Below are 21,282 nucleotides of genomic sequence, written 5' to 3'. Positions count from 1 at the left end.
ATATCGTGAGAGGTGTCGCGGCACTTGACGGGCACTTCTTGGGCTTGCGGGGTGTTTCAGTGCCCGTCATGTCCAGGGATACCCGGTCGACCGGGTATCCCACGGCCCCGGATCACCAGCTCGTGTAGAGCAGGTGCTGGACGAGCAGCGCGGTGAGGATCTGCAGGGCCAGGCCGGGTCGTCGCCAGCGCTCGGGCAGGAGGGCGCAGCCGAGGGTGAGCCAGGGCATGAACGGCAGCCAGATCCGTTCCACCTCCGCCCGGCTCATCTGGGAGGCGTCGGCGAGGGCGACCATGATCACCGCGGCCGCGACCAGGACGACGACGACCCGGTCAGCCCGGTCGCGGCGGGCGGCCCAGGTGGCGCCGAGCCCGGCGCCGACGAGCGGCCCGGCGCTGATCGCGAGCGCGGCCAGGTTGCCCCAGGTCCAGTAGGCGCCGGGGCGCTGGCTGGCCAGCCCGTCCCAGTAGCGCTCGACCAGCACCGGGTACGCCTCCCACCAGGCGAAACCGCCAGCGGCGAAGGTGAGCACCACCGCGAGCGCCGATGCCGCCGCGATCGGCAACACCCACCAACCTCTCCCGAGCCAGAGCACCGCAAGGGCGAGCACGCCGGTGAGCGGGAGGCCGTACGACATCATCACGACGTAGCCGAGGAGCAGGCCGGCGAGGATTGCCCACGGCCAGCCCCGACCGGTTCCAGCCCGGCAGGCCAGTGCCAAGCAGCACATCCCCCAGGCGACCACGACCGCCATCACCGCATCGGCCGATATCGCCAGGAACACCGCGCTCGGAGACAGCACCAGGTAAGGCGCCGCCGCCCGTGCCGCGTCCTCGGCGCCGAGGACCCGGACCGTCGTCATGACCGCCGGCGGCAAGGTCGCGGCGAGCGCGATGACGACCAGGCCCGCGGCGAGATCTCCACCGAGACCGACCTTCACGAGGAGCACGAAGAAGAGCACCATCCCGGGCGGGTGCCCGGCGATGTGGACCGGCCAGTTCCCCTCCGGGGCGTCGTAGGGGATCCGGGAGACGTACTCGCGCAGCAGCCCCGGCACGTCGTCGACCGCCCGGGCCGTCTCGAGGTACTCCGTCGGGTTCCCGAGCACCCGCGAGATGCCGTCGGGGCCGTCCACCGACGCCAGTGCCAGCAGCCACACGAGGCCCGCGGCGTACGCGACCAGGAGCAGGCGCCGCCAGGGCAGCCGCCGCGCCATCGGATCGGCCCAGCGCAGCGACGCGAGCGCGAGCAGGACCGCCGGGAGCGTGCCGATTCCCACCTTGACCTGCGGGTATCCGTGGAGCGGAGGGAACGTGCCGTCGTCGAGGTGCACCCGTGGCCACACCTGCCAGTCGAGCAGGGGCGGCACGACGATGGCCGTCACGATGAGGGCGACCGTGACGACGAGCCCCACCAGGGCGGCGCGGTGAGCTGAGGAGTTCACGACTGCGAGCGTAGGTCCGCGACGGCTCGATGGCCGCCGGCGCACGGGGCCCGTCACCGGACCGTAAGATCTGCGGGCCCCATCGGCGGCGGGGCGTTCCTAGAGTCGATCGCATGGCCGAACCCAGCTCCGACACAGACCCAGAGATCGACCTCGTGCTGCCCTGCCGCGACGAGGCCGCCGCCCTGCGCGAGCTGCTGCCACGGGTGCCGGCGGGACTCTCAGTGATCGTCGTCGACAACGGCTCGACCGACGGCACCGCCGACGTCGCCCGCGCGCAGGGGGCGCGGGTGGTGTCGGAGTCGCGGCCGGGGTACGGGGCGGCGGTGCACGCCGGGCTGCTGGCCGCGACCGCGCCCTATGTCGTGGTGATGGACGGCGACGGCTCCTTCGATCCCGCTGCCGCGCTGCCCCTGGTCGAGACGATCAGGCGTGACGAGGCCGACCTCGCGCTGGGCCGCCGCAGGCCGGTGACCCCGGGGGCACAGCCGTGGCACGCCAGGGTCGGCAACCGGCTGGTCCTGGCCGCGCTGCGGCGTCGCACCGGTCTGCAGGTGCGCGACATCGCCCCGCTGCGGGCGGCCCGCCGGGAGGCGCTGCTCAGCCTCGGAGTGGAGGACCGGCGCTCGGGCTACCCGGTCGAGCTCCTCGGTCGCGCGGCGCGGGCCGGCTGGCGGGTCCACGAGATCGACGTCGACTACCACCCTCGGACCGCCGGGCGCTCGAAGGTCTCCGGCTCCGTGCGGGGCAGTCTGCGGGCGGCGTACGACTTCTGGCGGGTGCTTTCGTGACGGCGCCGACGATCCTGCTCGTCGCCAAGGCGCCCGTGCCCGGCCTGGTGAAGACCCGGCTGGCGGCCGACGTCGGGGAGGCGACCGCGACCGCTGGCGCGGCGGCCGCGCTGCTCGACACGATCGAGGCATGCGCGCTGGCCGTGGGACCGGACCGGTGCCGGCTCGCCCTCTCCGGCGACCTCGCCGACGCGGTCCGCGCGGACGAGATCGGAACCGCGCTCACCGGGTGGACCATCGCCCCGCAGCGCGGGAGCGGACTCGGGGAGCGGCTCGCGAACGCCCACGCCGAGGTCACCGGACCAGTGGTGCAGATCGGCATGGACACCCCGCAGGTGACCCCGGCCGGACTGCTGGCCGTGGCCGGCGGCCTGGACGCGGCCGATGCTGTGCTCGCTCCCGCCGAGGACGGCGGCTGGTGGGCCCTCGCACTCCGCGACCCGTCGGCCGCCACCGCGCTGCGCGACGTACCCATGTCCACCCCTCAGACGTACGCAGCCACCCGCTCCGCACTCGAAGGACTCGGCCTCCGGGTCGCCGCCGGTGAGCGGCTGCGCGACGTCGACCACCTCGCCGACGTCGATCCGGTCGCCGCAGCCGCCCCGCACACCCGGTTCGCGAAGATCGCGGCCGAGATCGCGCGGGTCGCCCGATGACCGCGGTAGCGGCCGAGTCTGCGTTCGCGCACGCCTTCGCCAGCGAGCAGTGCCGGGTGGTGAGCGTCGATGGCATGGCCTCGCGACTTCCGGTCGAGGACTGGACCCGCACCGCCGACGCCGCGGACCTCGCCCTGCTCTCCTACTGCGCCGGACCGACGGTCGATCTCGGCTGCGGCCCCGGGAGGATGACCGCCGCGCTCGCCGCCCGCGGGCTGCCGTCGCTCGGCGTCGACATCGTCCCGGAGGCCGTCGCCCAGACCGAGGCCCGCGGTGGCCGCGCGGTCTGTCGCGATCTCTTCGAGCCGTTGCCCGGTGAGGGCTGGTGGACGACCGCTCTCCTCGCCGACGGCAACGTCGGGATCGGCGGAGACCCCCTCGCCCTGCTCGCCCGTGTACGCCGGCTGCTCGTGCCCGGCGGCCGGGTGGTCGCCGAGGTGCATCCGCCCGGGACGCCGAGCGGCCCACTGCTCGCGGAGCTCGTCTGCCAGTGCGGTGGCTCCTCGAAGTTCCCCTGGGCGGTCGTCGGTGCCGACGCGATCGGGTCGATCGCCGCCGAGGTCGGTCTTGCGGTGAGGCGGCTCGAGCCGCTCCCGCATCGTCCGGCACTGCCCCGCCGTTCACCCCAGGCCCCACTCACACCCACCGGTGACCGCTGGGTCGCCGTACTCGTGGAGGACGCCGCATGAGAATCCCCTCGGAGGACTCGTTCAGCTCACGCCTGCGCAGCGCCGCTGTCGCCGCACGAGTCGGACTCTGGCTCGGAGTCTGCTTCCTGGTCGCGCTCGTGACCGGCCTGATCAGCCACTACGCCCAGGTCGACCATCAACCGGTGCCGCTTCCGGCCAGCCCGTCGCGGCTCTACCAGCTCACCCAGGGCCTGCACGTCGTCGCCGGCACCGCCGCGATCCCGCTCCTGCTGATCAAGCTGTGGGTCGTCTTCCCCAAGCTCTTCCAGCCGATGCCGCGTCAGGTCCGGGAGGCACTGCCGACGACCCTGGAGCGAGGCTCCATCGCCGTCCTGGTCAGCACCTCGCTGGTCCAGCTCACCACCGGTCTGCTCAACGTCGCGCAGTGGTATCCCTGGGGCTTCAGCTTCCGCAGCACCCACTACGCGCTCGCGTTCGTCGCCGTCGGTGCGCTGCTCGTCCACATCGCCGTGAAGCTGCCGATCGTCCGTGACGCCCTGAAGGGCGACGTCGACGACACCTCCCACGACCGGCCGAACGCGGTCCGGCCCGGACCGGTCAGCCGGCGCGGCGTGCTCGCCTTGGCTGGCACGTCCGCGGTCGCCGCCGCCGTGCTCTATGCGGCGGGCACCGTCCCCGGCCTCAGTCGGATCGCCGCCCTCTCGCCACGTTCCCGTGAGCACGGCATCCCGATCAACCGCACCGCGCACTCGGCCGGCGTGGTGGCCGAGGCGAGCAGCGCCGCCTACCGGCTCGAGGTCGTCCACGGCACCACGACCCGGTCCTTGACCCGCGATGACCTGGTCGCCATGGAGCAGCGCACCCACACTCTCCCGATCGCCTGCGTCGAAGGCTGGAGCGCCTCGGGCGAGTGGGGTGGCGTACGTCTCCGCGACCTGCTCGACCTCGTCGGCGCCCTGCCTGGACGAGAGGTGCGGGTCCGGTCGATCCAGACGTTCAGCGCGTCCGCGGACACGGTGCTTCCGCCGAACTTCGCCGACGACGAAAGGACCCTGATGGCCCTCATGCTCGACGGCGAGACGCTCTCGATGGACCACGGCTACCCGGTCCGGCTGATCGCGCCCGACCGTCCCGGGGTCATGCAGACCAAGTGGGTCTCCCGGATCGAGGTGCTCTGATGAGAGGCATGCGCGGAGGGCTGATCCTGCTCGGGGCGGTCGGGATGGCGTACGGCGCCTGGCTGCTGGTGAGCCGACAGGACCTCGGTCAGATCGTCGAGGTCGTCCTCTGGCTGGCGGCGGCGGTCGTGATCCACGACGGGATCCTGGCGCCGGTGGTGCTCGGGCTCGGGTGGGTCGGTGGCCGGCTGCTGCCGCGGGCCGTCGCCCGCGGCGCGGTGACGGTGCTGGTGCTGCTCGGACCGGCCGTTCTGGTGGCGATCCCGGTCCTCGGCCGGTTCGGCGCGAAGCCGGACAACCCGACGCTGCTGGACCGCGACTACACCCAGGGGCTGCTGGTCTTCGCGGCTCTGTGCGTGTGCGCCGGTGTCGCCGTCGCGCTCGGCGAACTACGCTCACGACAGCCCGCCCGGGCGAACGTCGAGGAGGAGTAGGACCCATGGCACGTGTGCTCGTGGTCGACGACGACCTCACCGTTCGCGAGGTGCTGGCGTCCTACCTGCGCGCGGGCTCGCACGACGTCGTCGAGGCCGGGGACGGCGAGCAGGCGCTGCGCGCGATGAGCGAACGACCCGCCGACATCGTCATCCTCGACCTGATGCTGCCCGGCATCGACGGTCTGGAGGTGTGCCGGCGGCTGCGACAGGCGAGCGAGGTACCGATCATCATGCTCACCGCACTCGGCAGCGAGGCCGACCGGATCATGGGGCTCGAGCTCGGTGCCGACGACTACGTCGGCAAGCCGTTCAGTCCGCGGGAGCTGGTGTTGCGCGTCGACTCGGTGCTCAAGCGCACCGGCCACTCCGGCGAGGGCGGCGTGGTCTCCGACGGCTCCCTGGTGGTCGACGCCGACCGGCGAGTGGCGACCAACGCCGGGGCGGAGCTGTCCTTGACCACCCGGGAGTTCGACCTGCTCCGCTACCTGATCGCCCACCCCGGCAAGGCCTTCACCCGGGAGGACCTGCTCGAGCACGTCTGGGGATGGACGATCGGCGACCGCTCGACGGTCACGGTCCACGTACGCCGGCTGCGCGAGAAGATCGAGTCCGACCCGACCCGGCCGGAGCGGCTGGTGACGGTCTGGGGCGTCGGCTATCGCTGGGAGACCGCGGAGGTGAGCGCATGAAGACGGCAGACGCCGTCCAGATCGCCCTCGTCGCCGCAGGCGCCGGTCTCGCCGTCGGGCTGGCCGGGCTCCTTGTCGCGTGGCTGACGCGCCGCTGGTCGATCCGCTGGCAGCTCACTCTGGTCGCCGGCGTCGCGGTGCTGACGGTCTTCGGTGGCGTACTCGGGATCGCGTGGCTCATGTTCCTCTCCGGCCACGACCTGCAGGTCATCACCGTGGTCACCTCGATCGCCGTGGTGGTGGCGATCCTGGTGGCGTTCGTCATCGGCTCCGCGATGGTGCGCTGGTCGGGGGCGGTCCAGCAGCAGGCCCGGGAGATGGCGCTCGGAGGTCATCAGCAGCCCGCGGAGAGCGGACCGCGTGAGCTCCGGTCGCTGTCGGCCGAGCTCGCCGAGACCCAGCGGCGGCTCGAGGAGGCGAGCGCGAGAGAGGCCCGGCTCGAGGAGTCACGGCGCGAGCTGGTCTCCTGGGTGGCCCACGACCTGCGTACGCCGCTCTCGGGGCTCCGGGCGATGGCCGAGGCGCTCGAGGACGGGATCGCCGCCGATCCCCACCGCTACCACCAGCGCATCCGCGTCGAGGTCGAGCGTCTTGCCCGGCTCGTGGACGACCTCTTCGAGCTCTCCCGGATCCAGGCTGGCGCCCTCACCCTGACGCCGGAGCCGGTCCTGCTCGGTGACCTGGTCAGTGAGGCCCTGGCCGGGGCCGATCCGGTCGCCCGGGAGCGGCGGGTCCGGCTCGGTGGTCAGGTCGAGGACGGTCTCGAGATCACCGCCGACCCGGCCAGCCTGTCCCGCGTCGTCTCCAACCTGCTGATGAACGCCATCCGCCACACCCCTGCCGACGGCACCGTGGTGGTGCACTGCCAGATGGCTCCCGGAGACGTACGCAGCGTCGACCTCAGCGTCAGCGACGGCTGTGGCGGCCTGGATCCCGGCGACATGGAACGCGTCTTCGATCTCGGCTGGCAGGGCAGCTCCGCGCGCACCCCGACCGCACCCGAGGGCGCAGACGGCGCCGGCGCCCAGGGCGCCGGGTTCGGCCTCGCCATCGTCAAGGGTCTCGTCGATGCGCACCGCGGCAGGGTCTGGGTGGAGAACCTTCCGGCCGCGACCGGCTGCCGGTTCCACGTACGCCTACCGGCCTGACTCCGGGGACTCAGTCGACGGTCGAGCCCTCCAGCTCGTCGACGAGCACAAGGCCTCGCTCGGCCCAGGCGACCGCGGCGCGCGCCTGGTCGATCAGGCCGTCGTAGGCGAAGATCTTGTAGCGCACGATCCGGTCCCACTGGCTCGCGTCGTAGTGCTCGAGCCGTCGCGCCAGCGTGGGGTGGCTGCGGTCGACGAGCGTGGCGCGGGTGGCCTCGAGCATCGCCAGGTGCTCGGTCCAGTAGTCGCGGAACTGCTCCAGCTCGGCACGCGCGGCGCCGGGCTCGGCCCACTCCAGGTAGGCCGCCTTGAGGTAGGCGGGCTCCCGCTGCCGGCGGATCTCGATGGGCGAGTCCATCCACTCCCGGAAGGCCTTCACACCGGCCTCGGTGACGGCGTACTCCTTCTTGGTGCCCTTCTTGCCCCACGGCACGACCGTGGACTCGAGCAGGCCGTCGCGCTCCATGCGATTCAGCTCCGGGTAGATCTGCGAGTCGGGAGCGTGCCACACGTGGGCCACCGACTGGCTGAACTGCTTGGAGACGTCGTAGCCGGTCATCGGGCGTGAGGTGAGCAGCGCGAGCAGCGCGTACCTCAGCGACATCGTGACCCCCTCTTCACGCAGTGATCGTGGCGCGAGCGTACCCGCCTCTTGCCACTAACTATAGAGATAGGTAGTTTGTGACGAGCACAACACCTATCTCCATAGGGAGTTTCCCCATGACCATCCTGGAATCGCCGCCGGTCACCGCCGCCAGCAAGATCTTCAACTTCCCCCGCAACGCCTGGTACGTCGCGGCCTGGGACCACGAGGTGACCGCGAAGCAGCCGCTCGCCCGCACCATCGCCGACCGCCCACTGGCGCTGTGGCGCAACAGCGACGGTCGTGCCGTCGCCCTCGCCGACGCCTGCTGGCACCGGCTGGCGCCGCTGTCGAAGGGCAAGGTGTTCGGCGACGAGATCCAGTGCCCCTACCACGGGCTGCGCTACAACTCCGCCGGCCGCTGCACGAGCATGCCGGCGCAGGAGACGATCAACCCGAGCGCGATCGTCCCGTCCTACCCGGTCGTCGAGCGCTATCGCTACGTGTGGGTCTGGGTCGGCGACCCCGACCTCGCCGACCCCGACGCCGTGCCCGACATGCACCAGATGGACTCCCCGGAGTGGGCCGGCGACGGCGAGACGATCTACGCGCCCTGCAACTACCAGCTGGTGCTCGACAACCTGATGGACCTCACCCACGAGGAGTTCGTGCACAGCTCGAGCATCGGGCAGGACGAGCTCTCCGAGGCCGAGTTCGAGGTGAGCCACACCGATCGCGGCGTGACCGTGACCCGCTGGATGCGCGACATCGACGCGCCCCCGTTCTGGCTCAAGAACATGCGCGACCGGTTCCCCGGCTTCAGCGGGAAGGTCGACCGCTGGCAGATCATCCACTTCGAGGCCCCCTCGACGATCCGCATCGACGTCGGCGTCGCCAAGGCCGGCACCGGCGCCCCCGAGGGTGACCGCAGCCAGGGCGTCAACGGCTTCGTGATGAACACGATCACCCCCGAGACCGCGCGCACGTCGCACTACTTCTGGGCCTTCATGCGCAACTACCGCCTGGAGAGCCAGACGATCACGACCCAGCTGCGCCAGGGCGTCCACGGCGTCTTCGGCGAGGACGAGGAGATGCTGGCCGCCCAGCAGCGCGCGATCGACGCCAACCCGGAGCACGAGTTCTACAGCCTCAACATCGACGCCGGCGGGATGTGGGTACGCCGGATCCTGGACCGCATGCTGCAGGCGGAGGGTCTCCCCGCCGCCGCGGCTGCGAAGTGAGGCAGCTGCCATGGCAGTGAACACCCAGACCTGGTGGCAGCAGGGCCGTGTGGTCGAGACCGATGACCTCGCCGAAGGCGTACGCCGCATCGTGCTCTGCCCCGACCGTCCCGTCCACGCCGCGCCCGGCACCCACATCGACCTCCGGCTCGACCTCGACGGGCATGTCCGCAAGCGGTCCTACTCGGTCGTACGCTCCGAGGACGGCGGCCGCCGGCTCACTCTCGGGGTGCAGCTGGCCGCGAGCTCACGCGGCGGGTCCCGCCACATGCACGGCCTCCGCGTGGGGGACGTGGTCGAGATGACCGGTCCGGTCCAGAGCTTCCCGCTCGGGGTCGGCGCCGACCGCTACGTGCTGGTCGCCGGCGGCATCGGCATCACCGCGCTGGTGGCGATGGCCGACACCCTGCGCCGCCGCGGCGCCGACTACACGCTCGTCCTGGCCGGCCGCCGGCGTGCGGTCATGGCCCACCTCGACGAGCTCGTCGAGGTGCACGGCGATCGCGTGCGGGTGTTCGTCGACGACGAGGACGTACGCCTCGACGTGGAGGCGCTGGTCGGCGAGATCGCCGGCTCCCCGGCGGCGGCGCGGACCGAGATGTACATGTGCGGGCCGATCCGGCTGATGGACGCGATCCGCCGTGCCTGGGTCACCCATGAGCTGCCCGAGCCCAACCTGCGGTTCGAGACCTTCGGCAGCAGCGGCGCCTGGGCGGCGGAGGACTTCGTCGTACACCTCCCCCAGCTCGACCGCTCTGTCCGCGTCGGCAAGGACAGCTCGATGCTCGACGCGCTCGAGGACGCCGGCGTCGACGTGATGTGGGACTGCCGCAAGGGCGAGTGCGGGATCTGCCAGGTCAAGGTCCTCGACGTCAGCGGCCGCATCGACCACCGAGACGTGTTCCTGAGCCAACAGCAGAAGGAGACGTACGCCTCCTTGTGCCTCTGCGTCGCTCGCGCCGCCCGCGGCGAACCCGGCGATCCCGGCTCAGCCTCCGGCGAACCAGCCGCCGTGACCCTGCATCTTCCGTGAACCCCCACCCCGAAAGAGACCCGAGATGAACCTTCGTGCGCGCATCGACGCCGCCGCGATGACTCCCTACCAGTGGATGGTCGTCGCCCTCTGCGTCCTGCTGAACTGTCTGGACGGATTCGACGTGATGGCGATGGCCTTCACCGCCTCCTCGCTGACCGAGGAGTTCGCGCTGAGCGGCTCGGAGCTCGGCGTGCTGCTGAGCGCCGGCCTCGTCGGCATGGCGGTCGGCTCGCTGGCGCTGGCCCCGGTCGCCGACGTCATCGGACGCCGGCCGCTGATCCTGATCAGCGTCGGCCTGGCGACCCTCGGCATGCTGCTCTCCGCGGTGGCCCCGTCCGCCGTCCTCCTCGGCCTCGCCCGCGTCGTCACCGGACTCGGGGTCGGCGGCATCCTGGCCAGCACCAACGTGATCGCGAGCGAGTACGCCTCGGCGCGCTGGCGCGGTCTGGCGATCGGCCTCTACACGGCGGGGTACGGCATCGGCGCCACCCTGGGCGGCGTGGCCGCGCGCGGCATGCTGGCCGACCTCGGCTGGCGCAGCGTCTTCGTCGCCGGCGGCGTCGCGACCGGGGTCGCGCTGATCCTCCTGGTCGTGCTGCTGCCCGAGTCGGTCGACTTCCTGGTCCAGCGCCGGCCGCGGCAGGCCGTCGAGCGGATCAACCGGATCCTCGGGCGGCTCGGGCAGCCCGCGATCACCTCGGACGCACTGGAGGCCGCGCCGCGGCCGACGACCCGGCACCGCAGCGGCAACCCCGGCGTACTGCTGAGCGCTGACCTGCGCCGCTCGACCCTGCTCATCTGGGTGGCGTTCCTGGCCACGATGTTCGGCTTCTACTTCGTCAACAGCTGGACCCCGCAGCTGCTGGTGACGTCGGGGATGGCTGAAGCGGACGCGGTCACCGCCGGCATGATGCTGGCGCTGGGCGGCACCGCAGGCTCGGTCCTCTACGGCCTCGTCGCCTCCCGGCTGGACAGCCGCCTGGTCCTGATCGGCTTCACGGTGCTCTCGGCGCTGACGATGGTCGTCTTCATCACCAGCACGGCGCTGCTCACCGTCGCGCTGATCATCGGTGTGGTCGTCGGCGCGCTCATCAACGGCTGCATCGCCGGCCTCTACACGATCACCCCGGCCGTCTACGGCACCGAGATCCGCAGCACCGGTATGGGCTGGGCGATCGGCATCGGCCGCATCGGGGCGATCCTGTCTCCGATGCTCGCCGGGCGCCTGCTCGACGCCTCGTGGACGCCGGTCAACCTGTACGTCGGCGCTGCCGTCGTCGTCGCCATCTCCGCCGTCGCGCTGCTCTTCCTGCGGACCGGGCAGGCCGCTCGGACCGTTCCGGACATGGCCTCGGCCTAGGCGCCGGGAATCGGTCCGTCCCGGCTGCAACCGGGACGGGCCGTGGACCGTCTAGATCGGCAGGACGCCCGCTCGGGGCGTACGACCGACGAGGAGTCCACCCATGTCCACATCCCGCATCCAGCTCCGTGCCGCGCTCGCGGCGACCGCCGTTGTCGGTCTGCTCGGCCTCGCCGGGTGCGGGAGCGGCCCGGCCCCGGCGGCCGGGTCTCCCTCCGCCACCCCCTCCTCCTCGGTGCCGCCCTCGGAACCGCCCGCGACCCCCACGCCTGCCCCGTCGGAGGTCCCGGTCTCGGCCGCTCCGTCGGCGGCCGAGCCGACGCCGAAGCTCGACTGGGGCGGCCCGCTGGCTCCCGGGGCCTTCGGGCGGATCAGCGCTGCGGGCAACGTACGCCCTCTCGTGCAGCAGGGGTGGATGATCCGCGACACCGCGCGCGAGGACGCCTGCGAGGGCAAGCACTGGAAGTGGGTCGACCAGGTCGGCGACGGCGTCGACGTCACCTACGACCAGCAGGGCGAGATCGTCTCCTTCGGGATGAGCAAGCCCGTCCTGGAGACCGATCGAGGCGTCACGATCGGCGACACCCTGATGGTCCTCAAGGACATCTACGGGCCGGGCGCCCAGCAGACCAACGACTACGGCCAGACGACCTGGGTTGTCGAGAACGGCGGCCGCTGGATCGGCTTCCTGCTCTCCGGCAACACCCGCGACGCGAAGATCGAGTTCATCGAGGTCTCCGTCGGGCGTCAGCCGGGTCTGCTCCGCGACGGTTGCTGATCCCTGGCGCACGGGTCGCCTCCGCCGCGGCGTACGGTGGAGGCGACCGGATCCTGTTCTCGTGGAGGTATCCCATGTCCCGTCGTGCAACGGCTGCTGCACTCGCTGCCGGTTGCCTGCTGACCCTCTCCGCCTGCGGGGAGGGGGCAGATGCTGACCCGGACGATCGCAACGAGGTGGGCGCGAGGTTCGCCGATCCCGACGGAAAGAGGGTCGGGACCGTCGAGATCGAGGAGGACGACGGGGCCACCCAGATCAGCGTCCGGGTGAGCGGCCTGTCGGCCGGCTACCACGGCTTCCACGTGCACACGACCGGCAAGTGCGAGGCCGACAGCACTGCCCCGGACGACCCGTCGAAGACCGGCGACTTCCTCTCCGCGGGCGGCCACCTCAACCCGGACGACAGCGTCCACGGCGAGCACCTCGGCGACCTGCCGGCGCTCCTCGTGAACGAGGACGGCACCGCCAGCCTGGAGTTCACCGGCCCCTTCACGCTCGAGGATCTCCGGGACGCGGACGGCAGCGCGGTGATGATCCACGCGGACCGGGACAACTACGCCAACGTCCCGGAGCGCTACGCCCCCGAGGGCCCGGACGAGGACACCACCAAGACCGGTGACGCCGGTGACCGGATCGCCTGCGCGGTGATCGAGGCCGGCTGACCGTCGTGAAATGAAGCGACGTACGCCGCCGGGGACAGCAGACTGGAACGGTGACCACCGATCTCACCCAGACTGACATGGCCCACCTGCGACGCTGCCTGGAGCTTGCGGCCGAGGCGCTGGCGGACGGCGACGGGCCGTTCGGGTCCGTCCTGGCCGACAGCGCGGGCAACGCGCTCGAGGAGGGCCGCAACCGAGAGACATCGACGGGCGACCCGACAGCGCATCCCGAGTTCGCGCTCGCCCGCTGGGCAGCGATGAACCTCGACCCGGAGACGCGTGCCGGCGCGACCGTGTACACCTCCGGCGAGCACTGTCCGATGTGCTCGGCGGCTCAGGGCTGGGCCGACGTGGGCCGAGTCGTCTACATCGCCTCCTCCGAGCAGCTGACGCAGTGGCGGGCCGGCTGGGGTGCCGGCGAGTCGCCGGTGCGAGCGCTGCCGATCCAGGAGGTCGCGCCCGCCGTCGAGGTCGTCGGCCCCGTCCCCGAGCTGGTCGAGGAGATCCGCGCGCTCCACCAGGCGGCCGCCGGGGCCTGAGCGGTGTAACCGCCAACACATTATTCTTGCATTGACTGCAACTTGCACTCACTGCAAGAATAGAGCCGTGTCCACATCTGCCCCGCCTCCGAACGCCCGCGAGCGCCAGAAGCGGGAGCGTCGGCTGGCGCTGATCGAGGCTGCTCAGCGACTGGTCGGCGAGCGTGGTCTCGATGACGTCACCGTGGAGGAGATCAGCTCCGCGGCGGGGTTGTCGACGCGTACGTTCTTCAACTACTTCGACTCCAAGGACGACGCGGTCCTCGGCATCCAGGAGATCGAGCTCGACGCCGAGGTGCGTGCGCAGTTCGTCTCCGGCGGGCCGTCGGGGCGGCTGATGACCGACCTGGAGGCGCTGGTCGCCGGCTTTCTCACGAATGCCGCACCCAACATCGAGCAGGGCGAACGGGCGATGCGGCTGATGGTCGCCGAACCCCGCCTCGTCCAGCGACACATCGCCTGGCACCAGCGCGTCATCGGCGAGCTCGAGCAGCTGCTCGCCGAACGACGTACGGCACGGCCCTCCCCTGTCGACGACGACACGATCGGGATGGTCGCCGGGCTGCTGATGCGATCGAGCGCGCTCGCGTGGGCGCGGTCGGGCTACGAGGGCGATGCGGCGGCGCATCTGCCCGAGGCCGTCGCCCAGCTCCGCCTGCTCCTCGACGACTAGCCGCAGCTCTCTCGGGACTTCTCATGTCACACGGGACCCGTGTGTCACCACCGCTTCACCCTGCCTGTTCAACTCCTGCCTGGAAGGTCCAACCCCATGAGTCAAACGGTCGCGCCCGACGCGCCCGACAAGCCATTGGTCGTGCTGACGCCGCGTACGATCTGGCTGATCTTCGGTGCCCTGATGGCCTCGATGTTCCTCTCGTCCCTCGACCAGACGATCGTGAGCACGGCGATGCCGACGATCGTCGGGGAGCTCGACGGGGTCGAGCACCAAGGGTGGGTGATCACCTCCTACATCATGGCGATCGCGATCGTGATGCCGCTGTACGGGAAGTTCGGTGACCTCTGGGGTCGCCGCTGGCCGTTCCTGGTCGCCGTCACCCTGTTCACGCTCGGCTCGCTCTTCGGCGGGATGGCGCAGACCTTCCCCGAGCTGGTCGCCGCCCGCGGTCTCCAGGGGCTTGGCGGTGGCGGGCTGATGATCCTGTCCCAGGCGATCATCGCCGACATCGTGCCGGCCTCCGAGCGCGGCAAGTACATGGGTCCGATGGGCGCGCTCTTCGGCATCTCCGCGGTCATCGGGCCGCTCCTCGGTGGCTGGCTCACCGACGGGCCCGGCTGGCGCTGGACCTTCTGGATCAACGTACCGATCGGCATCATCGCGTTCGCCGTGGCCTGGTTCGCCCTGCGGCTGCCCTCGCACCGCTCGGGACGCCCGGTCGACTGGCTGGGGATCATGTTCATGGTGCTCTCCACCTGCGGCATCGTGCTGCTGACCTCGTGGGAGTCGCTCGGCCACGACGGCTACGACTGGTCCTCGCCGCAGCTGCTCGGCCTGCTCGTCGGCACCCTGGCCTCGGTGGCCGCCTTCATCGTCACCGAGACCCTCGCGCCCGAGCCGCTGATCCCGCTGCGCCTCTTCAAGAACCCCACCTTCACGGTGACCACGCTGATCGGCCTGGTGCTCGGGATGGGCATGTTCTCGGCCATGGCGATGCTGCCGACGTTCCTGCAGATGTCGACCGGCGCCTCGATCACCAGCTCCGGACTGCTGATGCTGCCGATGATGGCCGGCATGATGCTGACCGCGATCGGCTCGGGCATCGCGATCTCGAAGACGGGCCGCTACAAGATCTTCCCGATCGCCGGTCTGCTCATCACCGCGGCCGGGATCGCCTGGCTGACCACGATCACCAGCGACATGTCGATGGTCGTCTTCGGGCTGATGATCTTCGTGCTCGGCGCCGGGATGGGCCTGGTCATGCAGACCATCGTGCTCGCCGTCCAGAACGCCGTCGACCCGCACGAGCTCGGCACCGCGACCTCGGCGAACAACTTCTTCCGGGAGATCGGTGCGACCGTCGGCACGGCGCTGTTCACGACCGTGTTCACCACGCGACTGACCGACAACTTCGGGGGCCTGGCCGAGAAGATGGCCTCCTCGGGGATGATGCCCGCCGACGGCGCCGGATTCTCCGGTGGGAGCCTCACCCCGGCTGCTGTCGAACAGCTGCCCGAGCCGCTCCACACCTGGGTCGTCGACGCCTTCACCGAGGCGCTCGCACCGGCGTTCTGGTATCTCGTGCCGCTGATCCTCCTCGGTCTCGCGCTCGCGCTGTTCCTCAAGGAGGTCAAGCTCTCCGACGAGGCCGGCATGGTCGCCCGCGGGGAGGCGGTCGCAGGCTGAGGCTTCCTTGACGGTCGCCGTGGCAGGGGGCATTCTCCTGTCACGGCGACCGTCCGCTCGAGGGACGTGCGCAGCTCTCGGAAAGGCATGCCATGCCCGCTCGCGCCCTGCCCCTCTCGATCGCGACGGTCTCCGCCCTCGTCGCGAGCATGCTGCTCGGTGTGGCACCGGCACCGGCCTCGGCGGCACCATCTCCGGCCGAGGACATCGTGCTGGAGACGCTCTCCAACCGGGCCGACCTGGTCTTCGACGACAACGCTCTGGTGCGGATCACGCTCCCCGACGAGGCCGACCCCGATGAGCTGCGGGTCTGGCTGAAGCGGAGCCCGAAGCAATCAACGGGGCTCGACGACACCCGCCACTCGTCGAGGCGCAAGGGCGACCGCGACGTCACCGCGGCCTTCGCCGAGCGGCCAAACGGCGAGATCGAGGGCGTCGTACGCGGCCTGCGGGTCGGGTCCAACGAGCTGACCGCGCGCCTGCCTGACGGTCGCGGCGCCTGGCTCACCATCACCAACCACCCGCGCGGCGGGCCGATCTTCTCGGGACCTCAGCTGCAGCCGTGGCGCTGCCAGCCGACCGCGACGGACGCGCAGTGCAACCAGGAGCCGACGACCAGCTGGCTCTACCGGTCCACCAACCCGCTGCTCGACGGTCTCCAGCCCTACGATCCAGCGAACCCGCCTCGCGACGTCGCCACCACGACCACCGACGAGGGCGTGACGGTGCCGTTCGTCGTACGTGTCGAGACCGGCTACCAGAACCGCGACCAGTACCGGATCGCCGTGCTCTGGCAGCCCGGCAAGCCGTGGCAGCGCTGGCGCCCGCAGCAGCAGTGGAACAACAAGCTGTTCATCCCCCACGGAGGCAGCTGCGGCGTGGACCACGAGACCGGGACCGCGCCGACCGCCGACTACGCCGGCACCTTCGACCTCGGGATCCCGGTCGTCGCGGACGCCCTCGGCGACAGCCCGACCGTCGCCCTCGGCCGCGGCTTCGCGATGCTCTCCACCGCGCTGGCCAACACCGGCCACAACTGCAACGTGACGAGCGCGGCCGAGTCGCTGATGATGGCCAAGGAGCACCTCGTCGAGACGTACGGCGACCTGCGCTACACGATCGGCAGCGGCTGCTCCGGCGGCTCGATCGCTCAGCAGACGATCGCGAACGCCTACCCCGGGATCTACCAGGGCCTGGTCGTGACCTGCTCCTACCCCGACTCGCTCTCGCCGGGCCTGCAGTTCTCCGACTACCACCTGCTCCGCAAGTACTTCGAGAGCTCCGAGCGGCTCACCGACGGCAAGTTCTGGAACCCGCTGCAGTGGGCGGCCGTCGAGGGCCACCTGCTGCCACTCAACGCGGTCACCGCCGACGAGGGCCTCTTCAAGCAGGCGGTCATGCCGACGCACCCGTGCGCCGGGGTCAGCGACCAGGAGCGCTACGACGCGGAGAACAACCCCGGCGGCGTACGCTGCTCGATCATCGACGGTGCGATCAACGTCTTCGGTCCGCGGCCGGAGAGTGTGTGGACGCCCCAGGAGAAGCAGATCGGGCGTGGCTTCGCGGGCTCGCCGCTGGACAACACCGGCGTGCAGTACGGCCTCGAGGCGCTGCGCTCCGGGGCGATCACCCCGGAGCAGTTCGTCGACGTCAACGAGAAGATCGGCGGGCTCGACATCGACGTCCAGCCGCGGGCACAGCGCTCGGTCGCCGACCCGACGGCGCTCACCAACGCCTACCGCAGTGGGATGGTCAACACCGCCAGCAACCTGTCCGACGTGGCGATCATCGACCACCGCGGACCGGACCCGGGCGTCGCGCACGACGCGCGCTGGGCATGGGCGATGCGCGACCGGCTGACCCGGGAGCAGGGGCACGCCGACAACCAGGTGATCTGGTACGGCGTGACACCCCTCATCGGCGACCCGAGCTACTCCAAGGAGGCGCTGCTCGCGATGGACCGCTGGCTGGCCTCGGTGGAGGCGGACGAGCGCTCGGTGGCGTTGGCGGACAAGATCGTCCAGGACCGCCCCGGCGACCTGCACGACCGGTGCACCCAGACCCAGGGAGTCTCCAGCGAGGACGGCCTGTTCCTGCCGGTCGCCGACCCGCTCGTGGACGACCTGACCGGCGGCGCGCTCGACGGCCTCAACCCCGCCCTCAACCCGGTCCTGGATCCCGCGCTCAACCTCGTCGTCGACCCGGTCTCGGACCTGGTGTGCGGGCTCGGACCGGTCAGCGACCTGGTCAAGACCGACTTCGCGACGCCGCGGATCGTGGCCGGCGACAACAACTACTCCGACAACGCCAAGTGCCAGCTCAAGCCGCTGCGTCGCACCGACGACTACGGCGCCTTCGGCCTCAGCGACGCCCAGTGGACCCGGTTGGAGGCGGCGTTCCCCGAAGGGGTGTGCGACTACAGCAAGCCGAGTGTCGGCTTCACGAAGACCTTGCCGTGGCTGACCTACCAGCGGGCCGACGGCTCGGTCGTCTACGGCGGTACGCCGATGGGCGCGGCGCCGCGGTCGACGCCGTTCGGTGGCGCGGCCGACGAATAAATGGCCAGCCGCCATCGCCGACTCGCCGCTAAGGTCTCGCCCATGCCTTCCCCGGAGCCGACCTTCGTCCTCGTCCACGGCGCCTTCGCCAACTCGTTCTCGTTCGCACCGCTGCAGGCCGAGCTGGCGCTGCGCGGCTTCCGCTCCCTCGCGGTCGACCTCCCCGGCCACGGCTTCGAGGCGACGTTCCCGGCGGCCTACCAGGCGCCCCAGGACCTCGCCGAGCTCGCTTCAGCCCCGGGCGGGATCAAGGGCGTCACCCTCGCCGACAACGTGGCCCACCTGGTCTCGGTGCTCGAGCGTGCCAAGGAGCACGGCCCGGTGATCGTCGTCGCGCACAGCCGCGGCGGGATCACCCTGACCGCGACCGCCAACGCCCGCCCAGACCTGATCGACTCGATGATCTACGTCTCGGCCTGGGCCCCGGTGGAGCTGGATGCGGTCGCGTACAACGCCGAGCCGGAGATGGCCTCCTTCGACGCCTCCGTGCTGATCGGCGCGGCCGCCGCGAATCCTGCCGATGTCGGCCTGCTGCGCTGTAACTTCCGCACCGCCTCCCCCGAGGTCCTCGCCGGCCTCAAGCACGCCTTCATGGCCGACGGCACCGACGACGAGTTCCGTACGTTCCTCAACACCTTCCAGCCCGACGAGAACCTCGACGCCGGCGGCCCCGAGGACCGCGCCCAGGCTTCGACGTGGGGAACGGTGCCCCGTGCGTTCGTACGTCTCAGCGAGGACGTCAGCATGCCGCCGGCGATACAGGACCGGCTGATCCGCGAGGGCGACGCCCTCACCCCGGACAACGCCTACGCCGTCCACACCCTGACGTCGAGCCACCTCGGCTGGCTCGTCCACCCCGCCCCGGCCGCCGACCTCCTCGCGGAGATCGCGGCCGACTGACGAGGCCGCTCACACGGCACTCACCACGGCACGGGTCCGTTGGCGTCGACGAACGTCCCTGACGGGGCGTCGTCGGGCAGTGTCGCCGCGCGGACGACGACCTCGGCGGCCTGGTCCGCCGTGGTGGGTGCGTTGTCCCGGTTGATCGGGGTCAGGTCGGTCTGCACGAATCCCGGGCACACCGAGGTCACCTTGACGGCAGTCTCGGTGAGCGCCTTCGCCAGCGCGATGGTCACGTTGTTCAGTGCGGCCTTGGACGACTGGTAGGCGGGCACGACCATGCCGTAGTAGGGGGATTCGGGGTTGGTCTGGTCGGCCAGTGACGCCATCGTGGTCGTCACGTTCACGATCCGCCCCGCCTCGCTCTTCCGGATGAGCGGGAGGAACGCCTCGAGGACCGCGACCGCGCCGATCAGGTTGGTCTCGTAGGTGACCCGGAACATCTCGAGGTCGACGACCTCGGCCGGATCGGGGTTGGTGGCCTCCGGAAGGACGCCGGCGTTGTTGACCAGCACGTCGAGATGCCCGTACGTCGCGGCGACATGGTCAGCAGCGCGCCGCACGCTGTCGCGGTCGGTGACGTCCAACTGGAGTGCGGAGGCCGAGTGGCCGTCGCGGTTGAGCCGTTCGACCTCTGCCTCGAGCGTCTCGGGCCGGCGTCCGGTCAGGATGACGTGGCTGCCGCTCTGGGCCAGCTGGCGTGCCGTGGCCTGGCCGATACCGCGGCTGGCTCCGGTGACAAGGGCGACCTTCATGTGCTTCCCATCCTTCGAATTGGTTGCTTCATGAACCATTCAACCGATGACGGTCCGTCATTTCTGGCGGTAATCGGACGTCGCAGGAGCCCGACTAAAGCGTTTCCACCGTTGATGTCGCGCCTGATTCACTGTCCCGGTGGCATCCTCCCCCGGCTCTCTCTGGCACACCCTGATCCATCTCCGCGGCAACCCGCGCGCGTGCGTGTGGACCGAGCCGATGTGGGGCCTGTCGATGGCGCTCGTGCTGCCCTACCTCTCCGTCTTCATGCTCACGCTCGGGCTGCACGACACACAGATCGGCCTGCTCGCGACCGCCGGGATGATCTCCCAGGTGTTCTTCGGGCTCGCCGGCGGCATCATCACCGACCGGATGGGACGTCGGCTGACGAACGCGGTCTTCGACGTGATCGCCTTCGTGATCCCGTGCTTGATCTGGGCGTTCGCCCAGGACTTCTGGGCCTTCCTGGCCGCGTCGCTGCTCAACGGGGCACTGCAGGTCACCGCGAACGCCTGGGACTGCCTGATGGTCGAGGACGCGGAGCGCGACCAGATCACCGGCATCTACTCCCTGGTGCGGGTCGCGGCCGACTGCTCGGCGCTCTTCGCCCCGATCGCCGCCTTCATGGTCGCGCAGTTCGGCATGGAGCCCGCGGTGCGGGTGCTCTTCATCAACGCCGCGGTCGTGATGCTGGCCAAGATCATCCTGTTGTACGCCGCCTCCCACGAGACCCGACAGGGCCGGATCCGGATGGAGCAGACCCGGCACGAGAGCCTCTGGCGGCTCTTCGTCGGCTACCGCGAGGCCGCGCGGCTGCTGGCCCGCTCGCGTGGCTCGCTGCTGGCGTTGGCCATCGCCGCCCTCGTCGCGGCTGTCACCCTTGTCAACGCCACCTTCTGGCAGGTCGTGGTCAACCAACACCTGCACGTGCCCGACGCGGTGCTGCCGTTCTTCCCGATGGTGCGTTCGCTGTTGTCGGTGCTCTTCCTCTTCACCCTCATCCGCCGGCTGACCTCGGGGCACGACCTCAAGCAGGCGACGTTGTGGGGCTTCGGCATCTATCTGGCCGGCCAGCTCGTGCTCGTCGTGATCCCCGCCGCCGAGGGTGAGGCCGACCTCGTGACGTACGCGCTTCTCGGGGTGTGCCTCCTCCTCGACAGCTTCGGCGCCGGGATGCTCTTCATGCTCTCGGAGTCGCTCGTCGCTTTCCACGTCGACGAGGCCGAGCGGTCACGGGTGATGGCGCTGCAGCGCACCGCGGTGATGCTCGCTGCCGCCCCGTTCGGCTTGATCTCCGGGTGGCTCTCGGGGATGGACCGCACCTATCCGTTCTGGCTGACCAGCGGGCTGCTCCTGATCGGTGTGGTCACCACCGTCGTCTGGTGGGCCGGGCCTCACACCGAGCCGTCGGTCGAGGCCGTGTCGGCGGATCGAACCTGACCATGGACGCGGCCCACGTGAACTTGGCGTGCGGTCCTGGACGCCCTCGCTACCGAGTGGGGGGACTCCAGCAA

21 protein-coding genes are annotated in these 21,282 nt (G+C 70.7%); 18 read left to right on the top strand and 3 right to left on the bottom strand.

The features are described from left to right. Positions 1 to 112: 112 nt before the first annotated feature. On the bottom strand, positions 113 to 1,444 hold the full coding sequence (locus ABZU72_RS03005; protein WP_355017431.1) for a hypothetical protein: 1,332 nt from the start codon (positions 1,442 to 1,444) through the stop codon (positions 113 to 115). A 113-nt stretch (positions 1,445 to 1,557) separates the two neighbouring features. On the opposite strand from ABZU72_RS03005, the gene ABZU72_RS03000 reads away from it, so the two are divergent. The 7 genes from ABZU72_RS03000 to ABZU72_RS02970 are packed head-to-tail and all read left to right on the top strand — an operon-like array spanning position 1,558 to position 6,993. Next, complete coding sequence (locus tag ABZU72_RS03000; protein WP_355017430.1) at positions 1,558 to 2,235, top strand: glycosyltransferase family 2 protein; 678 nt, start codon at positions 1,558 to 1,560, stop codon at positions 2,233 to 2,235. After that, positions 2,232 to 2,891 carry a DUF2064 domain-containing protein gene (locus ABZU72_RS02995; RefSeq protein ID WP_355017429.1) on the top strand — a complete coding sequence of 220 codons (660 nt, stop codon included), beginning with the start codon at positions 2,232 to 2,234 and terminating at the stop codon, positions 2,889 to 2,891. The genes ABZU72_RS03000 and ABZU72_RS02995 overlap by 4 nt, the downstream gene beginning before the upstream one ends. Next, on the top strand, positions 2,888 to 3,580 hold the full coding sequence (locus ABZU72_RS02990; RefSeq protein ID WP_355017428.1) for a class I SAM-dependent methyltransferase: 693 nt from the start codon (positions 2,888 to 2,890) through the stop codon (positions 3,578 to 3,580). Before ABZU72_RS02995 ends, ABZU72_RS02990 begins: the two co-directional genes overlap by 4 nt. Then, complete coding sequence (locus ABZU72_RS02985; RefSeq protein WP_355017427.1) at positions 3,577 to 4,719, top strand: molybdopterin-dependent oxidoreductase; 1,143 nt, start codon at positions 3,577 to 3,579, stop codon at positions 4,717 to 4,719. Before ABZU72_RS02990 ends, ABZU72_RS02985 begins: the two co-directional genes overlap by 4 nt. Next, positions 4,719 to 5,153 (top strand): hypothetical protein, encoded by a 435-nt coding sequence (locus tag ABZU72_RS02980; protein WP_355017426.1) that lies wholly within the window; start codon positions 4,719 to 4,721, stop codon positions 5,151 to 5,153. Before ABZU72_RS02985 ends, ABZU72_RS02980 begins: the two co-directional genes overlap by 1 nt. Before the next feature lie 5 nt (positions 5,154 to 5,158). After that, positions 5,159 to 5,845: a response regulator transcription factor gene (locus ABZU72_RS02975; protein ID WP_355017425.1), complete on the top strand. Its 687-nt coding sequence runs from the start codon at positions 5,159 to 5,161 to the stop codon at positions 5,843 to 5,845. Continuing rightward, positions 5,842 to 6,993: a HAMP domain-containing sensor histidine kinase gene (locus ABZU72_RS02970; RefSeq protein ID WP_355017424.1), complete on the top strand. Its 1,152-nt coding sequence runs from the start codon at positions 5,842 to 5,844 to the stop codon at positions 6,991 to 6,993. The genes ABZU72_RS02975 and ABZU72_RS02970 overlap by 4 nt, the downstream gene beginning before the upstream one ends. A gap of 10 nt (positions 6,994 to 7,003) precedes the next feature. Here the strand turns inward: ABZU72_RS02970 and ABZU72_RS02965 are convergent, their stop codons facing one another. Continuing rightward, complete coding sequence (locus ABZU72_RS02965) at positions 7,004 to 7,597, bottom strand: PadR family transcriptional regulator (RefSeq protein ID WP_355017423.1); 594 nt, start codon at positions 7,595 to 7,597, stop codon at positions 7,004 to 7,006. A 116-nt stretch (positions 7,598 to 7,713) separates the two neighbouring features. Here ABZU72_RS02965 and ABZU72_RS02960 point away from each other — a divergent pair, with 116 nt between their 5' ends. The 10 genes from ABZU72_RS02960 to ABZU72_RS02915 all read left to right on the top strand — a co-directional run bounded on the left by ABZU72_RS02960 (position 7,714) and on the right by ABZU72_RS02915 (position 19,012). Continuing rightward, on the top strand, positions 7,714 to 8,817 hold the full coding sequence (locus ABZU72_RS02960; RefSeq protein ID WP_355017422.1) for an aromatic ring-hydroxylating dioxygenase subunit alpha: 1,104 nt from the start codon (positions 7,714 to 7,716) through the stop codon (positions 8,815 to 8,817). Between the two features lie 10 nt (positions 8,818 to 8,827). Then, positions 8,828 to 9,850, top strand: coding sequence for a PDR/VanB family oxidoreductase (locus ABZU72_RS02955; protein ID WP_355017421.1), 1,023 nt, complete (start codon positions 8,828 to 8,830; stop codon positions 9,848 to 9,850). A 25-nt stretch (positions 9,851 to 9,875) separates the two neighbouring features. Continuing rightward, a complete protein-coding gene (locus tag ABZU72_RS02950; RefSeq protein ID WP_355017420.1) occupies positions 9,876 to 11,213 on the top strand; it encodes an MFS transporter in 1,338 nt (445 codons plus the stop codon). Positions 11,214 to 11,316: 103 nt separating this feature from the next. Beyond that, positions 11,317 to 11,991 carry a hypothetical protein gene (locus tag ABZU72_RS02945; protein WP_355017419.1) on the top strand — a complete coding sequence of 225 codons (675 nt, stop codon included), beginning with the start codon at positions 11,317 to 11,319 and terminating at the stop codon, positions 11,989 to 11,991. Between the two features lie 74 nt (positions 11,992 to 12,065). Further along, the gene (locus ABZU72_RS02940) at positions 12,066 to 12,653 is read left to right on the top strand and encodes a superoxide dismutase family protein (RefSeq protein ID WP_355017418.1); all 588 of its coding nucleotides are present in this window, start codon (positions 12,066 to 12,068) and stop codon (positions 12,651 to 12,653) included. A gap of 50 nt (positions 12,654 to 12,703) precedes the next feature. Then, on the top strand, positions 12,704 to 13,192 hold the full coding sequence (locus ABZU72_RS02935; protein ID WP_355017417.1) for a nucleoside deaminase: 489 nt from the start codon (positions 12,704 to 12,706) through the stop codon (positions 13,190 to 13,192). Between the two features lie 67 nt (positions 13,193 to 13,259). Further along, the gene (locus ABZU72_RS02930; protein WP_355017416.1) at positions 13,260 to 13,865 is read left to right on the top strand and encodes a TetR/AcrR family transcriptional regulator; all 606 of its coding nucleotides are present in this window, start codon (positions 13,260 to 13,262) and stop codon (positions 13,863 to 13,865) included. A gap of 96 nt (positions 13,866 to 13,961) precedes the next feature. Beyond that, a complete protein-coding gene (locus tag ABZU72_RS02925) occupies positions 13,962 to 15,554 on the top strand; it encodes an MDR family MFS transporter (RefSeq protein WP_355017415.1) in 1,593 nt (530 codons plus the stop codon). A 92-nt stretch (positions 15,555 to 15,646) separates the two neighbouring features. Next, entirely contained in the window at positions 15,647 to 18,112 is a 2,466-nt protein-coding gene (locus ABZU72_RS02920) for a DUF6351 family protein (protein ID WP_355017414.1), read from the top strand. Positions 18,113 to 18,154: 42 nt separating this feature from the next. Continuing rightward, complete coding sequence (locus ABZU72_RS02915; RefSeq protein ID WP_355017413.1) at positions 18,155 to 19,012, top strand: alpha/beta hydrolase; 858 nt, start codon at positions 18,155 to 18,157, stop codon at positions 19,010 to 19,012. A 20-nt stretch (positions 19,013 to 19,032) separates the two neighbouring features. Here ABZU72_RS02915 and ABZU72_RS02910 read toward each other — a convergent pair whose 3' ends face one another. Beyond that, complete coding sequence (locus ABZU72_RS02910; RefSeq protein ID WP_355017412.1) at positions 19,033 to 19,767, bottom strand: SDR family oxidoreductase; 735 nt, start codon at positions 19,765 to 19,767, stop codon at positions 19,033 to 19,035. A gap of 139 nt (positions 19,768 to 19,906) precedes the next feature. Between ABZU72_RS02910 and ABZU72_RS02905 the strand changes: the two genes are divergently transcribed. Then, positions 19,907 to 21,208, top strand: a complete 1,302-nt coding sequence (locus ABZU72_RS02905) for an MFS transporter (protein WP_355017411.1) — start codon at positions 19,907 to 19,909, stop codon at positions 21,206 to 21,208. The last annotated feature ends 74 nt before the right edge of the window (positions 21,209 to 21,282 follow it).

It is taken from the genome of Nocardioides sp. NPDC004968, from assembly GCF_040608935.1.
GTDB lineage: Bacteria > Actinomycetota > Actinomycetes > Propionibacteriales > Nocardioidaceae > Nocardioides.
The sequence above is the reverse complement of the archived record's forward strand: the minus strand, read 5'-3'. Positions and strand labels throughout refer to the sequence as shown.